Genomic DNA, 16,265 nt, shown 5'->3' with positions numbered 1-16,265 from the left:
CAACCCGCGCGCCCCGAGCGGCGCGCTATTTCGGAGCACGAACATGAGCAAAGTTACGCTGGGTGGCAACCCGATCGATCTCGCCGGCACGTTCCCGGCCGTCGGCGCGCAAGCCGCCGATTTCAAGCTGGTCGGCAAGGATCTCGCCGATCTGTCGCTCGCCAGCTTCGCCGGCAAGCGCAAGGTGCTGAACATCGTGCCGAGCCTCGACACGCCGACCTGCGCGACGTCGACCCGCAAGTTCAACGAAGCCGCGTCGTCGCTCGACAACACGGTCGTGATCGTCGTGTCCGCCGACCTGCCGTTCGCCGCCACGCGCTTCTGCACGACCGAAGGCCTCGCGAACGTCGTGACGGCATCGACGTTCCGCACCGGCCGTGCGTTCGCGAACGCATACGGCGTCGACGTGACGAGCGGCCCGCTGAACGGCCTGACCGCACGCGCGGTGGTCGTGCTCGACGCGCAGGACAAGGTGATCCACGCGGAACTCGTCGGCGAAATCAAGGACGAGCCGAACTACGATGCAGCGCTCGCCGCACTGAAGTAAGCTTTCTTCCGCTTATCCCCTGCCGCGCCGCGCCCTTCGCGCGGCGTTGTCGCGCAGGGCCCCTCATTTCTACAGGAACGCACACCTTGGCTACGCTGATTTGCGGCTCGATCGCCTACGACTCCATCATGACCTTCGAAGGGCGGTTCCGCGAGCACATCCTGCCCGACCAGGTGCACCTCATCAACCTGAGCTTCCTCGTGCCGACGATGCGACGCGAATTCGGCGGCTGCGCGGGCAATATCGGGTATGCGCTGCACCTGCTCGGCGGCGATGCGCGGATCATGGGCACGATGGGCGCGCTGGATGCGCAGCCGTATCTCGACCGGCTCGACCAGCTCGGCCTGCGCCGCGACCACGTTCGCGTGCTGCCCGATACGTACACCGCGCAAGCGATGATCACGACCGATCTCGACAACAACCAGATCGCGGCGTTCCACCCGGGCGCGATGATGCAATCGCACCTGAACCATGCGGGCGACGCGCCGGACATCAAGCTCGCGATCGTCGGCCCGGACGGCTTCGACGGGATGGTGCAGCACGTGGAAGAGCTCGCCAGGGCCGGTGTGCCGTTCGTGTTCGATCCGGGCCAGGGTCTGCCGCTGTTCGACGGTGCGACGCTGCGCCGCAGCATTGAACTTGCGACCTATGTAGCGGTCAACGACTACGAGGCCAAGCTGGTGAGCGACAAGACGGGATGGTCCGAAGATGAAATCGCCAGCCGGGTCGACGCGCTCGTCATCACGCGTGGCGAGCACGGCGCGACCATCCGCCACAAGCAGGGGGTGGAGCAGATTCCGGTCGTGCCGGCCGAGCGCATCGCCGATCCGACCGGCTGCGGCGACGCCTTCCGGGGCGGCCTGCTCTACGGCATCGAGCATGGCCTCGACTGGGCAACCACCGGCCGCCTCGCGAGCCTGATGGGCTCGCTCAAGATCGCCCATCAAGGGCCCCAGACTTACGTACTGACGCGCGCCGAAATCGACGCACGCTTCGAGACTGCGTTCGGTTACAGTCTCAAATGAATATTGTGGGAGAGCAAAGATGTTGACGAAAAAAACCCTCACGCTCGCGGCCATGCTGACGGCCACGCTGACCCTCGCCGGCTGCTTCACGGCACCCGGTTCGGCGGATGTCTATAGCGTCGGCCAGGCGCAGCGCGAACAGACGGTCCGCATGGGCACGGTCGAAAGCGTCCGTGCGGTGCGCATCCAGTCCGACGGCGGCGGCAGCGCGATCGGCACGCTCGGCGGCGGCGCACTCGGCGCGGTCGCGGGCAGCGCGATCGGCGGCGGCAAGGGCTCGATCCTGACGGCGATCGCCGGCGGCCTCGTCGGCGCGGTCGCGGGTAACGCGGTCGGCGAAAACCTCAGCACGGCGAACGGTGTCGAAATCACCGTGCGCCTCGACAACGGCGATCTGCGCTCGATCACGCAGGCGGCAAGCGGCGAAGCGTTCCGCGCCGGCGAGCGCGTACGCCTGCTGTCGAGCGGCGGCGTCACGCGCGTCACGCACTAACCGGTATCCTCAGCACGCGGCGCAAGCCGCGGTCGAACGCATGTGCGAAGCCGCACATGCGTTTTTTTTCGTCCGCCCGTTTCCTTCCGCGCTCGCATCGGCCAACCCATCGGCGACCTGCCGGCGGCTCATGCGGACGAAAAAAATCCCGCCACCTGAGCCAGGTGACGGGACTGATTGAGTAGCGCTACTCAACCCACGGACACCACGTGAGTGTCCGGGTGATGCTGCTCAGCCGCGATTACGGACGGCTGCCGGTCGGGAACGGCCATGCCGCTGCCGGGTTGAGCGCGGTCTTCACGCCCGATGCCGGCGCGACCGATGCGGTCGACGCGGTCGTTGCCGGCGCAGCCTTCTTCACGACGGCCTTCTTCGGCGCAGCAGCCTTCTTCGCCGGTGCGGCAGCCGTCTTCGCAGGGGCAGCCTTCTTGGCGGGCGCAGCCTTCTTCGCGGCAGCCTTCTTCGCCGGCGCGGCCTTCTTCGCGGCAGCCTTCTTCGCCGGCGCAGCCTTCTTAGCAGCAGCCTTCTTCGCCGGTGCGGCCTTCTTCGCAGCAACCTTCTTCACTGCGACTTTCTTGGCTGCAACCTTCTTCGCGGCGGCCTTCTTGGCCGGCGCCGCCTTCTTTGCAGCAACCTTCTTCACCGCGACTTTCTTCGCTGCGACCTTCTTGGCTGCAACCTTCTTCGTTGCGACCTTCTTCGTTGCGACCTTCTTTGCAGCGGCCTTCTTCGCCGGTGCTGCCTTCTTCGCGGCAACCTTCTTCACCGCGACCTTCTTCGCAGCAACCTTCTTCACCGCGGCCTTCTTCGCCGGAGCAGCAGCCTTCTTCGCAACGGTCTTCTTGGCAGCAACCTTCTTAGCAGCCGGTTTCTTCTTGGCAGTAGCCATGTTGTTCTCCTTCAGGTTCAGATGAGAGTCAGTTCAAACTACACCCTTCGTCAAAACCCGCTTCCCGCGGACGCTGTTCAGGACGTGCGCTTCGAAGCGGGCTATTCATCGGCGTACGCAGATACCGCGCGCTTACGCTAATGAATACGGTATGGCGCGCGTGACCGCCCGGCCTCGCGCGCCAAATCAAGTCGGTAGCCGGCGCGCCCCGCGCCGCTACCCCTAATCGCTTGATCAAGCGGACCGCCACACGGCCGTCCGCTTTTTCCGGAGGGAAGTTTGCCCATCCCACTGAAGGGTTCGCAAAGTGCCTGTCGTATCGTTGGGCCGTTAAGGCACCGGGCATGCTTTGCATCAGGCGTTCTTGCTCCTAAACCTTGGGCCGGGGCCGAGAGGCCACCGGCTGCTCCATCATGTAACGGGTTCGCTGCTGCGGGTTATTCCCAGGACAGCGCGCCCCCCGTCTGATACTCGATCACACGCGTCTCGAAGAAGTTGCGTTCCTTCTTCAGGTCGATCATCTCGCTCATCCACGGGAACGGGTTTTCCTCGTTCGGGAACAGCGGGTCGAGGCCGATCTGCTGGCAACGGCGGTTGCTGATGAAGCGCAGATAGCTCTTGAACATCGACGCGTTCAAACCCAGCACGCCGCGCGGCATCGTGTCCTCGGCGTAGCGGTATTCGAGTTCGACAGCCTGCTTGAACAGCTCGCGAATCTCGGCGCGGAATTCCGCGGTCCAGAGATGCGGGTTCTCGAGCTTGATCTGGTTGATCAGGTCGATGCCGAAGTTGCAGTGCATCGACTCGTCGCGCAGGATGTACTGATATTGCTCCGCAGCACCCGTCATCTTGTTCTGGCGGCCGAGTGCGAGGATCTGCGTAAACCCGACATAGAAGAACAGGCCTTCCATGATGCAGGCGAACACGATCAGCGACTTCAGCAGCTTCTGATCCGCTTCGAGCGTGCCGGTCTTGAAGGCCGGGTCCGTCAGCGTATGAATGAACGGGATCAGGAATTCGTCCTTCGCGCGGATCGACGTGACCTCGTGGTACGCGTTGAAGATCTCGCCTTCGTCGAGGCCGAGCGATTCGACGATGTATTGGTACGCGTGCGTGTGGATCGCTTCTTCGAACGCCTGGCGCAGCAGGAACTGCCGGCACTCCGGCGCCGTGATGTGGCGGTACGTGCCGAGCACGATGTTGTTCGCCGCGAGCGAATCGGCCGTCACGAAGAAGCCGAGGTTGCGCTTCACGATGCGGCGCTCGTCCTCGGTCAGACCATTCGGGTCCTTCCACAGTGCGATGTCGCGGGACATGTTGATTTCCTGCGGCATCCAGTGGTTCGCGCAACCGGCCAGATACTTTTCCCACGCCCACTTGTACTTGAACGGCACCAGCTGATTGACGTCAGTCTGGCCGTTGATGATGCGCTTGTCGGCGACATTGACCCGCGCTTCCGTACCGCCGGCGGGAACAGCCGATGCTTGCGGCGGCACCGCAAGATCGCCTTCGAAAATGTCGCGGACCTGATGGGCGGCAGGCGTTGCAGCCTGCATTCCGACAGCCATCCCGGCGGAGGTGCGCATCGCATTTTGCTGCGCTCCGCTCGCGGGGGTTACGGCAGTCTTCTCGTCATCCCAGTTGAGCATAAATTCTCACCATCAATTTAGAACGGTTTGTACCATCTTTTCCTGAGCGATAAAAGGGTTCGCTCACGAAAAATCCTTTTTTCGATTCGCGTTGCGACCTCGATACAACACTTTGAGCAACGCATCGTCGTTCATGCAGCGCGCGATGTGAGTCGCGCTTGTATCGCGAGGTGCGCTCGACGCATCGAACGTCGATCGAAACGCGACGCCGTCGGAGATGTTTCGATCGCTTGTCATTGCCTGCAACGCAGGTGTCGCGTTACAGATTCCTTATCATTTTTTTAGTTGAGCGCGGCGCACACTTCAACCTCGATCGGTCGTCGTGTGCGCCGCTCGGGCCTGCTTCTCAGGTCAGGCGCACTGCGTTACTGGCACGCTTCGCATTCGTCGAAGCCGGGGTCTCCCGGACGCATCGTGCACACCGGACCGTCCGCTTCGACCGGCGCGAGTGCCGGCGCCGCGCTGACCGCGCCCGACGACGCACCGCCGCCCGTCGCACCGAAGCCGCCCGCCGCGCCTTGCGCGCCGCCGCTGCCCGAGCCGCCCGTCGGCACTGCGTTCAGCGCGCCGTGTGCGACCGTCGACTTCTCGACGTGCGTTGCCGCCATCGTGCGGAGGTAGTAGGTCGTCTTCAGGCCGCGCAGCCATGCGAGCTTGTAGACCTCGTCGAGCTTCTTGCCCGACGCGCCGCCCATGTAGATGTTCAGCGACTGCGCCTGGTCGATCCACTTCTGGCGACGCGATGCCGCTTCGACCAGCCACGTCGGGTCGACCTCGAACGCGGTCGCGTAGATTGCGCGCAGGTCGGCCGGGATGCGGTCGATGCGCGACAGCATGCCGTCGAAGTACTTCAGGTCGGCGACCATCACCTCGTCCCACAGGCCGCGTTCCTTCAGGTCGCGGACGAGATACTCGTTCACCACCGTGAATTCGCCCGACAGGTTCGACTTCACGTACAGGTTCTGGAAGGTCGGCTCGATACAGGCCGACACGCCGATGATGTTCGAGATCGTCGCCGTCGGCGCGATCGCGACGCAGTTCGAGTTGCGCATGCCGTGCGCGGCGATCCGCGAACGCAGCGTCGTCCAGTCGAGCGATTCCGACGTGTCGACCTCGACGTAGCCGCCGCGCGCTTCCGTCAGCAGCTTCAGCGTGTCCTGCGGGAGGATGCCGCGATCCCACAGCGAGCCGCGGTAGCTCGAGTAGCGGCCGCGCTCTTCGGCCAGCTCGGTCGACGCGTAGTACGCGTAGTAGCAGACGGCTTCCATCGAACGGTCGGCGAACTCGACCGCCTCTTGCGACGCGTACGGCGTGCGCAGCAGGTGCAGGCAGTCCTGGAAGCCCATGATGCCCATGCCGACCGGACGGTGCTTCAGGTTCGAGTTACGGGCCTTCGGCACCGCGTAGTAGTTGATGTCGATCACGTTGTCGAGCATGCGCATCGCGACGCTGATCGTGCGCTTCAGCTTGTCGTGGTCGAGCGCGTAGCTGCCGTCGGCCTGCTTCACCAGGTGCGCGACGAGGTTCACCGAGCCCAGGTTGCATACCGCGATTTCGGTGTCGCTCGTGTTCAGCGTGATTTCCGTGCACAGGTTCGACGAGTGGACGACGCCGACGTGCTGCTGCGGCGAGCGCACGTTGCACGGATCCTTGAACGTGATCCACGGGTGGCCCGTCTCGAACAGCATGCCGAGCATCTTGCGCCACAGCTGCTGCGCCGGGATCTTCTTGAACAGCTTGATCTCGCCGCGCGCGACCTTGTCTTCGTAAGCCGTGTAAGCCTTCTCGAAATCGGCGCCGAACTTGTCGTGCAGGTCCGGGCAGGTCGACGGCGAGAACAGCGTCCAGTCGGCGCCTTCCATCACGCGCTTCATGAACAGGTCGGGAATCCAGTTCGCCGTGTTCATGTCGTGCGTACGGCGACGATCGTCACCCGTGTTCTTGCGCAGCTCCAGGAACTCCTCGATGTCGAGGTGCCACGATTCGAGGTACGCGCACACCGCGCCCTTGCGCTTGCCGCCCTGGTTCACCGCGACGGCCGTGTCGTTCACGACCTTCAGGAACGGGACCACGCCTTGCGACTTGCCGTTCGTGCCCTTGATATGCGAGCCGAGTGCGCGCACGCGGGTCCAGTCGTTGCCGAGGCCGCCGGCGAACTTCGACAGCAGCGCGTTTTCCTTCAGCGCTTCATAGATACCGTCGAGATCGTCCGCGACCGTCGTCAGGTAGCACGACGACAGCTGCGAGCGATGCGTGCCCGAGTTGAACAGCGTCGGCGTCGAGCTCATGAAGTCGAAGCTCGACAGCACGTTGTAGAACTCGATCGCGCGCGTTTCGCGGTCGATCTCGTTCAGCGACAGGCCCATCGCGACGCGCATGAAGAATGCCTGCGGCATTTCGATGCGGGTGCCTTCGACGTGCAGGAAGTAGCGGTCGTACAACGTCTGCAGGCCGAGGTAGCCGAACTGCAGGTCGCGGTTCGCGTCGAGCGCTTCGCCGAGGCGCTTCAGGTCGAACTGCAGCAGCTTGTCGTCGAGCAGGCCGGCGTCGACGCCGCGCTTCAGGAACTGCGGGAAGTATTCGGCATAGCGGGTCGACATCTCGGCCTGCACGACTTCCTCGCCGAGAATCTCGCGACGGATCGTATGCAGCAGGATGCGGGCCGTGACCTGGCTGTACGCCGGATCCTTTTCGATCATCGTGCGCGCCGCGAGGATCGCCGAGTCGTAGACCTGGCTCATCGGCACGCCGTCGTACAGGTTCTTCACCGTCTCCGCGACGATCGGGTCAGGGTTAACCGCAGCGCCGAGGCCGTCGCACGCCGACACGATCAACGCGCGCAGCGCGTTCAGGTCGAGCGGGCGCGTGACGCCGTTGTCGACGACGTTGATGCCTGTGGTCGACTCGCCGCCCGTTGCCGCCGCTTCCTCGCCCGCGTGCTGACGCTCGAGGTGACGCTTCTCGCGATACAGCACGTACGCACGCGCGACGTTGTGCTCGCCGCCGCGCATCAGCGCGAGTTCGACCTGGTCCTGGATGTCTTCGATATGGAACGTACCGCCGTTCGGGCGGCTGCGCACGAGCGCGCGAACGACGTTGTGCGTCAGTTGTTCGACCTGCTCGCGCACGCGCGCCGATGCCGCGCCCTGCCCGCCATTGACGGCCAGGAAAGCCTTGGTCACCGCGATCGCGATCTTCGATGGTTCGAACGACACCACGCTGCCGTTGCGGCGGATCACCTTGTAGTCGGCGAACGTGGCCTGCGGCGCGAGCGCCTTCGCGCCCTGTTCGGTCCCGCCGAGCGGACGGCTCGAGGCGCTCTCGTACTGGGACGTCGCGTTGTCGGTGGTTTGCATGTGCAAAGCTCCTGGTGTTGGATGGTGCGGAGAGAACCGCGGATTAAAACGAACGCTGCGCAACGCGGTGCGCGAGCGGTAAGAGGCGAGCGATGCGCCGGGGAAGCCGGTTCGGTCGATGCGCGACAACCCAGCCGGTCGTGTGCTTCGTCATGTCTACCCTGCCCCGTCGATGTTCGCTGCGCTGATCGCGACGCCCGGACCGCCCGGCCTGACGCGCCGCCGTGAGAACCCTGTTCGCCGGCGTTGCCCGCCGGCCGGTGCCGCTCGGGTTTTCCCCTGCAACACACACTATATCTAGTACAGAACCGCTCAACTGGCACCAAGTATAGTGGACATTCGGAGGACGTCCAAACGGATAATTTGCGATGGAGGTCTTGACATCGCTCGCGCGCAGACACGGCAAGGCATTGATCGGAGAAAAAACTTTCTCCGGTCAAAAAACCCCGCGATCAGTGCTGACGGAAAGGAAAGTATTCGGCGGAAAAACCGGCATCGCTCGCGAAGCGTTGCCAATCGAAGTGCGGGCCCGGGTCGGTCTTGCGGCCCGGCGCGACGTCCGAGTGCCCCGCGAACGCGTCGACCGGATAGCGTGTGGCGAGCGCGCGGGAGAGCGCGGCGAGCACCGCGTATTGCGCATCGTCGAACGGCACGTCGTCCGCGCCCTCGAGCTCGATGCCGATCGAGAAGTCGTTGCAGCGCGTACGGCCGAAGAACTCGGACGAGCCCGCGTGCCACGCGCGCTCGTCGCACGACACGAACTGCACGAGTTCGCCGTCGCGGCGGATCAGGAAATGGGCGGACACCCTCACGCCGCGCAGGTGGCTCTGGTAATAGGGGTGCGCATCGCAGTCGAGGCGATTCAGGAACAGCGCCTCGATCGCGTCGCCGCCGAATTCGCCGGGCGGCAGGCTGATGTTGTGGACGACCACGAGCGTCGGCGCCGCACCCGCGGGCCGCGCCTCGAAGTTCGGCGACGGCGCGTGGCGCGCTTCGCGCACCCAGCCGTTCGCGTCGACCGACAACACCGGTGCGTCGCTCATCGCGCGTCGCGGCCGTTCACGCGCGCGGCGTGTCGCTGCGCATGCTCCGCGCTGCAGAAGTATTCGCCGCTCGCGGCGACGGCGTCGCCCTTCGGCGCATGCACGCCGCATTCGGCGCAGCGCACCATCGGCTCGGGCAGCGACCGCGCGTCGCCGTTCGGGCGCGCGGCGCCGCCACCGGCGCCGCGGCCGGCGCGCGCCTGCGCCTGTTCCTGCGCGTGGCGCAGTTTGCGCGCGAGCCAGGAACCGGCGAAGAAGAGAAGGATCAGGAGAAGAATCTGTCGCATCGGGAACCTGCGGTCAAACCACGGAGCGGTGCAGCAGCACCTCGAACACGAACCGGCTGCCGACATACGCGAGCAGCAGCGCGGCGAACGACACGAGTACCCAGCGCGCGGCGCCGCGGCCGCGCCAGCCCGACGTCTTGCGGGCGACCAGCAGCCCGCCGAACATCAGCCACGACAGGATCGCGAACACCGTCTTGTGGTCGAGCCGCAACGCGCGCGCGTCGACCTGCTCGCTGAACAGGATGCCCGACGCGAGCGTCAGCGTGAGCAGCACGAAGCCGGCGCCAATCAGGCGGAACAGCAGCTTCTCGAGCGTGAGCAGCGGCGGCAGCGTTTCGAGCCAGCTCGCGATCCAGCCGGTCGAGCCGTCGCGCCCGCCGTGCCGCAGCGACTGCAGGCGCCGCTCGACCATCAGCATCAGGATCGCGTGCAGCGCGGCGATCGCGAACAGCCCGTAGGCGATGTTCGCGATCAGGAAATGCAGCTTGAACAGCGGCGCTGCGGCATAAGGCAGCACCCGCACGCCGCCGAACACGAGCGGCAGCAGCGACGCGCCGCAGGCGAGCGGCAGCACCAGCAGGCGCAGGCTGTCGAGCGGGAAGAAAAAGCTCTCGATCCAGTAGATGCCGGCGCCGAGCCAGAACATCGCGGACAGCGCGAACGCGAAGCCGAACACCATCGCGTCGTTCGGAAAGATCGTCATGTGGAGCAGCACGCCGTGCGCGAGCAGCGCGGCGAACAGCAGCGCGCGGCCGGCCCCGCTCATCCCGGACGCGGCCGACGCGGGGACCGGCACGGCCGGCACGCTCGCGACGAGGGGCGTCGCGCCCTGGCGGTGCGCGCGCCAGCCTGCGACGGCGAGGCCGCCGTACAGGAATGCGGTGAGGGCATACAGTACAATATCCATGTTCGAAGTTTACACTAGGCCCCCTTCCCGCGACGGCTCCCTTTGTTCGGTTCCGCCGCGCCTTCGGGCCCCACTGTCCATCGCTCCCCATGCTCGACAATCTCACTCAACGGATGGCGCGCGTCGTCAAGACGCTGCGCGGCGAGGCCCGGCTCACCGAGGCGAACACGCAGGAGATGCTCCGCGAGGTGCGTCTCGCGCTGCTGGAAGCCGACGTGTCGCTGCCGGTCGTCCGCGAATTCATCGCCAAGGTCAAGGAAAAGGCGCTCGGCGAAGAAGTGATCAGCAGCCTGTCGCCGGGCCAGGCGCTCGTCGGCGTGGTCCAGAAGGAACTGACCGCCGTGATCGGCGGCGACTACGAAGGCAAGGCCGCCGAGCTGAACCTCGCGGTCACGCCGCCCGCCGTGATCCTGATGGCCGGCCTGCAGGGCGCGGGCAAGACCACGACCGTGGGCAAGCTCGCGAAACTGCTGCGCGAGAAGTACAAGAAGAAGGTGCTGACCGTGTCGTGCGACGTGTATCGCCCGGCCGCGATCATGCAGCTGAAAACGGTGACCGAGCAGGTCGGCGCCGACTTCTTCCCGTCCACGCCGGACCAGAAGCCCGTCGACATCGCGCTCGCGGCCGTCGACTGGGCGAAGCGCCACTACCATGACGTGCTGCTCGTCGACACGGCCGGCCGCCTCGGCATCGATGAAGCGATGATGCAGGAAATCGCCGCGTTGCACGGCGTGCTGAAGCCGGCCGAAACGCTGTTCGTCGTCGACGCGATGCTCGGCCAGGATGCCGTCAATACCGCAAAGGCGTTCAACGACACGCTGCCGCTCACCGGCGTCGTGCTGACCAAGCTCGACGGCGATTCGCGCGGCGGCGCTGCACTGTCGGTGCGTCACGTCACGGGCAAGCCGATCAAGTTCGTCGGCGTCGCCGAGAAGCTCGACGGCCTCGAGGTGTTCCACCCCGACCGGATGGCGAACCGGATCCTCGGCATGGGCGACATCCTCGCGCTCGTCGAGGAAGCGCAGCGCGGCGTCGACGTGCAGGCCGCGCAGAAGCTCGCCGACAAGGTCAAGAAAGGCGGCGATTTCGACCTGAACGATTTCCGCGCGCAGATCTCGCAGATGAAGAACATGGGCGGCCTGTCGTCGCTGATGGATAAGCTCCCCGCGCAGTTCCAGCAGGCGGCGGCCGGCGCCGACATGGGCCAGGCCGAGAAGTCGATCCGCCGGATGGAGGGGATCATCAGCTCGATGACGCCCGCCGAGCGCGCGAAACCCGAAATCATCAAGGCGACGCGCAAGCGCCGCATTGCCGCCGGCGCGGGCGTGCCCGTGCAGGAAGTCAACCGGATGCTGAACCAGTACGACCAGATGCGTACGATGATGAAGAAGCTGAAGGGCGGCAACATGCAGAAGATGATGCGCGGCCTGAAAGGCATGATGCCCGGCATGCGCTGATTCCGTCCGTCGGCCGGCGCGCGGGTTTTTGCCGTAGCGCGCGCCTGCCGTTCTGCTTCATCCTTATTTGTATACCGACTGCCCGCCAGAACACATGAACCGCGAAGAAGCCCTCCACATTTTCGACCACTCCGAAGAGATCGTCTCGGCCGACGCCGTCAACGCGTCGATCTCGAAGATGGCCGACGCGATCCGCGCCGAGATCGGCGACGCGTTCCCGCTCGTTCTCTCGGTGATGGGCGGCGCCGCGGTGTTTACCGGGATGCTGCTGCCGCATCTCGATTTCCCGCTCGAATTCGACTACATCCACCTGACCCGCTACCGCAACACGACGCAGGGCAGCCCGGAGATGCACTGGCGCGTCGCGCCGCGCGAATCGGTGAAGGACCGCATCGTGCTCGTGCTCGACGACATCCTCGACGAAGGCGAGACGATGGCCGCGATCCGCGACCGCATCCTCGACATGGGCGCGAAGCGCTTCATGTCGGCCGTGCTGTGCGAGAAGACGCTCGCGAAGCCGAAACCGCTGCACCCCGACTTCTGCGGCTTCTCGGTGCCGGACCGCTACGTGTTCGGCTGCGGGATGGACGCGAAGGGCTACTGGCGCAACCTGCCGACGATCCGCGCGCTGACCGCGAACGTCTGATCGCGGCGCTGTCCGCGCGATACCCGCTATATAAATAGAAAGCGGCGCGCCGGTTTCCCGGAGCGCCGCTTTTTTTCGTCGACCGCGTCGCCCGCGCTACGGCTGCAACTGGTGCACGAACGCGCGAATGCCCGCCAGCAACATCTCGACCGAGATCGCGACGAGCACGAGGCCCATCAGCCGCTCGAACGCCGCGACGGTCCGCTCGCCGAGCCACGCCTGAATCCTTTCGGCCAGCACCAGCGTGATCGCGCAGACGATCATCGTCACCGTCAGCGCGCCGACCCACTCGAGCATCTTGCCCGGCGCCTGCGACGTCATCAGCATCACCGTCGCGAGCGCGGACGGCCCGGCCAGCGCCGGAATCGCGAGCGGCACGATGAACGGCTCGCCGCCCGCGCGCGGATCGCTGCCGAGCGCGCCGTCCGGATGCGGGAAGATCATCCGCAGCGCGATCAGGAACAGCACGATCCCGCCGCCGAGCCGCAGCGACAGGTCGGTGAGGCTCATCATCCGCAGGAAGCGGTCGCCGACCAGCATGAAGAACAGCAGGATCACGAACGCGATCCCCACTTCGCGCAGGATCAGCTTCACGCGCCGCTCGCGCGGCACATCCCGCATCGCCGTAATGAACAGCGGGATGTTGCCGAGCGGATCCGTGATCAGCACGAGGAGCACGGTGGCCGACAGGAACGTGTATTCCATCGTGTCCCCCGGTCGCCGCGCTTAGTGCGCGAGCGCGGCGCGAACCTTCTCGGCGACCGTCGCCGCGGCCGTGTCGGCCGGCAGCAGCGTCGCTTCGGCATCGCGACGGCCCTGGTACTCGATCTTGCCTTCCTTCAGGCCGCGCTCGCCGATCACGAGACGATGCGGCACGCCGATCAATTCCCAGTCGGCGAACATCACGCCCGGGCGCTCGCCGCGATCGTCGAGGATCACGTCGATGCCGGCCGCGACGAGTTCCGCGTACAGCTTGTCGGCCGTCTCGCGCACCATGTCGCTGCGGTCATAGCCCATCGGGCACAGCACGACCTCGAACGGCGCGATCGACTCGGGCCAGATGATGCCGCGGTCGTCGAAGTTCTGTTCGATCGCCGCGCCGAGAATGCGCGTGATGCCGACGCCGTAGCAGCCCATCAGCATCGGCTGCGGCTTGCCCGACTCGTCGAGGAACGTCGCGCCCATCGCTTCCGAGTACTTGGTGCCGAGCTGGAACACGTGGCCGACCTCGATGCCGCGGCAGATGTCGATCGCGCCCTTGCCGTCCGGCGACGGATCGCCCTTCTTCACGTTGCGCACGTCGGCGACTTCCGGCTCCGGCAGGTCGCGGCCCCAGTTCACGCCCGCGATGTGATAGTCGACCTCGTTCGCACCGACGACGAAATCGCTCATGTTCGCGACCGTGCGGTCGGCGATCACCTTCACCGGCTTCTTCGTGCCGACCGGGCCGAGATAGCCCGGCGGCGTGCCGAACCACTCGACGATTTCCTGCTCGGTCGCGAAGCGGTGGTTCTTCAGGCCCGGCAGCTTCGACACCTTGATCTCGTTCAGGTCGTGATCGCCGCGCAGCATCACGAGCCAGATGGTCGGCTCGGCGCCTTCGTTGTCGGTCGCGAGCACGATCGACTTGATCGTGCGCTCGAGCGGGATCGACAGCAGTTCGGCGACGGCCTCGCACTTCGCCTTGCCGGGCGTCGCGACCTTTTCCATCGCTTCGGCCGGCGCCGCGCGCTCAGGCGTCAGCGGCAGCGCTTCGGCCGCCTCGACGTTCGCCGCGAACTCGGACGTCGGGCAGTACGCGATCGCGTCCTCGCCGGTGTCGGCGATCACGTGGAACTCGTGCGAGAAGTTGCCGCCGATCGAGCCGCTGTCGGCCGCGACCGCGCGGAACTCGAGGCCCAGACGCGTGAAGATGCGCACGTACGCGTCGTACATCTTGCGGTACGACTCGTTCAGGCCGGCCGCATCCTTGTCGAACGAATACGCGTCCTTCATGATGAATTCGCGGCCGCGCATCACGCCGAAGCGCGGGCGGATCTCGTCGCGGAACTTCGTCTGGATCTGGTAGAAGTTCACCGGCATCTGCCGGTAGCTCTTGATCTGGTTGCGCGCGATGTCGGTGACGACTTCCTCGTGCGTCGGCCCGATCACGAAATCGTTGTCCTTGCGGTCCTTGAAGCGCAGCAGCTCGGGGCCGTACTGCTCCCAGCGGCCCGACTCCTGCCACAGCTCGGCCGGCTGCACGGCCGGCATCAGCAGCTCGATGGCGCCCGCCCGGTTCATTTCCTCGCGCACGATCGCCTCGACCTTGCGAATCGAACGCAGGCCGACCGGCAGGTAGTTGTAGATGCCGCCGGCGACGCGACGGATCATGCCGGCGCGGACCATCAGCTTGTGGCTGACGATCTCTGCGTCGGCGGGTGCCTCTTTCAGGGTGCCGATAAAGAAACGGGAAGCTTTCATGCGGACGGTTCCAAAAACGGCGCCCCCAAGCGGGGCGCCCGAAAAAGTTTCAAGGTGAAAAAGCGGCGCGCCGGGAACAGCGATGGCGCAGATGACGTAGCAGACTAATCAGGGACAATTCAGCCGGTGTACCCCGCGCGGATTCGCTCCGTCACGGTGCGCAGCGCCCGTTATCTGTTTATAATCAAAGCAATTTTAAAGGATTCGAAGGTGGTTGTATGCTGGATCGTGAAGGCTTTCGCCCGAACGTCGGCATCATCCTCTTGAACGCGCGCAACGAGGTGTTTTGGGGCAAGCGGCTCCGCGAGCATTCCTGGCAGTTTCCTCAAGGTGGGATCAAGTACGGCGAGACCCCCATGCAGGCGATGTACCGGGAACTGCACGAGGAAACGGGCCTGCATCCGGAACACGTCAAGATAATCGGCCGCACCCGCGACTGGTTGCGTTACGAGGTGCCTGACAAGTTCATCAAACGCGAAGTACGCGGTCATTACCGCGGCCAGAAGCAGATCTGGTTCCTGCTGCGGATGGTTGGACGCGATTGCGACATTTGCTTGCGCGCGACCGACCACCCGGAGTTCGATGCGTGGCGCTGGAACGAGTATTGGGTACCGCTCGATGCGGTGATCGAGTTCAAGCGGGATGTCTATCAGTTGGCGCTGACGGAACTGTCGCGCTTCCTGCGCCGCCCGGCGCAGCGAGCCGAGAAGCCGCGCGGGCCGCGTGTGTCGCGCTATCCGCGCGTCATTGGCGCGCAGGCCCAGACGCTGACGATTGTCGACACATCGGTAGTCTGTTCGGAGATCGAAGTGGAAGCGGGCACGCTCGACGAGATGCCGCCCCACGTGATCGTCGGCAAATGACGAGTCGGACTGCATGACCGGGCGCGACCTTGGTGTCGCGCCCTTTTTTACGAGGAATGCATATTGAAAGCGATTGCTCTCGCGCTCGCATCGATCGCCGCGATGGCCGCCCTGGCCGGCTGCGCGAACTCGAAAGCGCCGTCCAACAAGGATGACAGCGAGTTCGTGTACCTGCTCGACCGTCAGGGAACCTGGAAGGAAAACGCCGTCGACACGCTGCCGCCGCTGCCGCAAACGGGCGATCTGCTGCCGTTCAACGTGTCGCAGAACACGCCGCTGAAATTCTTCGTCGATGCGAAATCGCTCGACGTCGGCAGCGACGGCGTCGTGCGCTACGCAGTCGTCGTCACGAGCCCGGCCGGTGCGCGCAACGTGAACTACGAAGGCATTCGCTGCGACACCTACGAGTGGCGCCAGTACGCCGGCCTGAATTCGGACCACAACGGCTGGGATCGCACCGTCGAGAACGACTGGCGGCGTATCGAAAACGGCGAGCTGAACGCCTACCACTCCGCGCTCTACCAGGACTACTTCTGCGCGAACAAGATGCCGCAGGGCTCGACCCGGCAGATCCTCGAAAACATCCGGTTCCACCGCACCGCGATGACGCAGTTGCGTTGACGGCACGCGATGTGGGTCG

At 65.2% G+C, this 16,265-nt stretch carries 16 protein-coding genes; 7 read left to right on the top strand and 9 right to left on the bottom strand.

Features of this window, described 5'->3' with window-relative positions:
• Positions 1–43: 43 nt before the first annotated feature.
• From tpx to CFB49_RS02595, 3 genes are all read left to right on the top strand, one after another.
• Positions 44–547 (top strand): thiol peroxidase, encoded by a 504-nt coding sequence (tpx, locus tag CFB49_RS02605; protein WP_006476975.1) that lies wholly within the window; start codon positions 44–46, stop codon positions 545–547.
• 86 nt (positions 548–633) lie between these two features.
• The gene (locus CFB49_RS02600; protein ID WP_089490649.1) at positions 634–1,572 is read left to right on the top strand and encodes a carbohydrate kinase family protein; all 939 of its coding nucleotides are present in this window, start codon (positions 634–636) and stop codon (positions 1,570–1,572) included.
• A gap of 19 nt (positions 1,573–1,591) precedes the next feature.
• Positions 1,592–2,065: a glycine zipper 2TM domain-containing protein gene (locus CFB49_RS02595; protein WP_006476977.1), complete on the top strand. Its 474-nt coding sequence runs from the start codon at positions 1,592–1,594 to the stop codon at positions 2,063–2,065.
• Positions 2,066–2,306: 241 nt separating this feature from the next.
• Here the strand turns inward: CFB49_RS02595 and CFB49_RS02590 are convergent, their stop codons facing one another.
• From CFB49_RS02590 to CFB49_RS02550, 7 genes are all read right to left on the bottom strand, one after another.
• Positions 2,307–2,954 (bottom strand): histone H1-like DNA-binding protein, encoded by a 648-nt coding sequence (locus tag CFB49_RS02590; RefSeq protein ID WP_084044092.1) that lies wholly within the window; start codon positions 2,952–2,954, stop codon positions 2,307–2,309.
• A gap of 28 nt (positions 2,955–2,982) precedes the next feature.
• Positions 2,983–3,309 (bottom strand): hypothetical protein, encoded by a 327-nt coding sequence (locus CFB49_RS02585; RefSeq protein WP_084044093.1) that lies wholly within the window; start codon positions 3,307–3,309, stop codon positions 2,983–2,985.
• Positions 3,310–3,391: 82 nt separating this feature from the next.
• Positions 3,392–4,603 carry a ribonucleotide-diphosphate reductase subunit beta gene (locus CFB49_RS02580; RefSeq protein ID WP_006476978.1) on the bottom strand — a complete coding sequence of 404 codons (1,212 nt, stop codon included), beginning with the start codon at positions 4,601–4,603 and terminating at the stop codon, positions 3,392–3,394.
• Positions 4,604–4,968: 365 nt separating this feature from the next.
• On the bottom strand, positions 4,969–7,959 hold the full coding sequence (locus tag CFB49_RS02570) for a ribonucleoside-diphosphate reductase subunit alpha (RefSeq protein ID WP_089434519.1): 2,991 nt from the start codon (positions 7,957–7,959) through the stop codon (positions 4,969–4,971).
• A gap of 452 nt (positions 7,960–8,411) precedes the next feature.
• Positions 8,412–9,002 carry a 1,6-anhydro-N-acetylmuramyl-L-alanine amidase AmpD gene (ampD, locus tag CFB49_RS02560; protein WP_069616804.1) on the bottom strand — a complete coding sequence of 197 codons (591 nt, stop codon included), beginning with the start codon at positions 9,000–9,002 and terminating at the stop codon, positions 8,412–8,414.
• Entirely contained in the window at positions 8,999–9,289 is a 291-nt protein-coding gene (locus tag CFB49_RS02555) for a PP0621 family protein (protein ID WP_069616805.1), read from the bottom strand. The genes ampD and CFB49_RS02555 overlap by 4 nt, the downstream gene beginning before the upstream one ends.
• A 13-nt stretch (positions 9,290–9,302) precedes the next feature.
• A complete protein-coding gene (locus CFB49_RS02550) occupies positions 9,303–10,196 on the bottom strand; it encodes a cytochrome C assembly family protein (protein ID WP_069616806.1) in 894 nt (297 codons plus the stop codon).
• Between the two features lie 89 nt (positions 10,197–10,285).
• Between CFB49_RS02550 and ffh the strand changes: the two genes are divergently transcribed.
• Both ffh and CFB49_RS02540 read left to right on the top strand, forming a co-directional pair.
• Positions 10,286–11,653, top strand: coding sequence for a signal recognition particle protein (ffh, locus tag CFB49_RS02545; RefSeq protein WP_089434517.1), 1,368 nt, complete (start codon positions 10,286–10,288; stop codon positions 11,651–11,653).
• A 94-nt stretch (positions 11,654–11,747) separates the two neighbouring features.
• Positions 11,748–12,299 (top strand): hypoxanthine-guanine phosphoribosyltransferase, encoded by a 552-nt coding sequence (locus CFB49_RS02540; protein ID WP_069616807.1) that lies wholly within the window; start codon positions 11,748–11,750, stop codon positions 12,297–12,299.
• A gap of 96 nt (positions 12,300–12,395) precedes the next feature.
• Here the strand turns inward: CFB49_RS02540 and CFB49_RS02535 are convergent, their stop codons facing one another.
• Both CFB49_RS02535 and CFB49_RS02530 read right to left on the bottom strand, forming a co-directional pair.
• Positions 12,396–13,004 (bottom strand): MarC family protein, encoded by a 609-nt coding sequence (locus tag CFB49_RS02535; RefSeq protein WP_089434516.1) that lies wholly within the window; start codon positions 13,002–13,004, stop codon positions 12,396–12,398.
• Between the two features lie 21 nt (positions 13,005–13,025).
• Entirely contained in the window at positions 13,026–14,762 is a 1,737-nt protein-coding gene (locus tag CFB49_RS02530) for a proline--tRNA ligase (RefSeq protein ID WP_069616809.1), read from the bottom strand.
• A 218-nt stretch (positions 14,763–14,980) separates the two neighbouring features.
• On the opposite strand from CFB49_RS02530, the gene CFB49_RS02520 reads away from it, so the two are divergent.
• Both CFB49_RS02520 and CFB49_RS02515 read left to right on the top strand, forming a co-directional pair.
• Positions 14,981–15,625, top strand: coding sequence for an RNA pyrophosphohydrolase (locus CFB49_RS02520; RefSeq protein WP_069616810.1), 645 nt, complete (start codon positions 14,981–14,983; stop codon positions 15,623–15,625).
• A gap of 63 nt (positions 15,626–15,688) precedes the next feature.
• Positions 15,689–16,246 carry a CNP1-like family protein gene (locus tag CFB49_RS02515; protein ID WP_089490648.1) on the top strand — a complete coding sequence of 186 codons (558 nt, stop codon included), beginning with the start codon at positions 15,689–15,691 and terminating at the stop codon, positions 16,244–16,246.
• Positions 16,247–16,265 lie beyond the last annotated feature (19 nt).

It is taken from the genome of Burkholderia sp. AU17457 (genome assembly GCF_002223255.1).
Lineage (GTDB): Bacteria > Pseudomonadota > Gammaproteobacteria > Burkholderiales > Burkholderiaceae > Burkholderia > Burkholderia sola.
Note: the sequence above shows the minus strand (reverse complement) of the source record. Positions and strands in the feature narration are given on the sequence as shown.

Coding starts and splice junctions, on each gene's coding strand:
- CFB49_RS02550 (WP_069616806.1), bottom strand. CDS start 10,196: ATGGATATTGTACTGTATGCCCTCACCGCATTCCTGTACGGCGGCCTC.
- CFB49_RS02595 (WP_006476977.1), top strand. CDS start 1,592: ATGTTGACGAAAAAAACCCTCACGCTCGCGGCCATGCTGACGGCCACG.
- CFB49_RS02535 (WP_089434516.1), bottom strand. CDS start 13,004: ATGGAATACACGTTCCTGTCGGCCACCGTGCTCCTCGTGCTGATCACG.
- ampD (WP_069616804.1), bottom strand. CDS start 9,002: ATGAGCGACGCACCGGTGTTGTCGGTCGACGCGAACGGCTGGGTGCGC.
- CFB49_RS02590 (WP_084044092.1), bottom strand. CDS start 2,954: ATGGCTACTGCCAAGAAGAAACCGGCTGCTAAGAAGGTTGCTGCCAAG.
- CFB49_RS02520 (WP_069616810.1), top strand. CDS start 14,981: ATGCTGGATCGTGAAGGCTTTCGCCCGAACGTCGGCATCATCCTCTTG.
- CFB49_RS02530 (WP_069616809.1), bottom strand. CDS start 14,762: ATGAAAGCTTCCCGTTTCTTTATCGGCACCCTGAAAGAGGCACCCGCC.
- CFB49_RS02570 (WP_089434519.1), bottom strand. CDS start 7,959: ATGCAAACCACCGACAACGCGACGTCCCAGTACGAGAGCGCCTCGAGC.
- tpx (WP_006476975.1), top strand. CDS start 44: ATGAGCAAAGTTACGCTGGGTGGCAACCCGATCGATCTCGCCGGCACG.
- CFB49_RS02540 (WP_069616807.1), top strand. CDS start 11,748: ATGAACCGCGAAGAAGCCCTCCACATTTTCGACCACTCCGAAGAGATC.
- ffh (WP_089434517.1), top strand. CDS start 10,286: ATGCTCGACAATCTCACTCAACGGATGGCGCGCGTCGTCAAGACGCTG.
- CFB49_RS02580 (WP_006476978.1), bottom strand. CDS start 4,603: ATGCTCAACTGGGATGACGAGAAGACTGCCGTAACCCCCGCGAGCGGA.
- CFB49_RS02555 (WP_069616805.1), bottom strand. CDS start 9,289: ATGCGACAGATTCTTCTCCTGATCCTTCTCTTCTTCGCCGGTTCCTGG.
- CFB49_RS02585 (WP_084044093.1), bottom strand. CDS start 3,309: ATGCAAAGCATGCCCGGTGCCTTAACGGCCCAACGATACGACAGGCAC.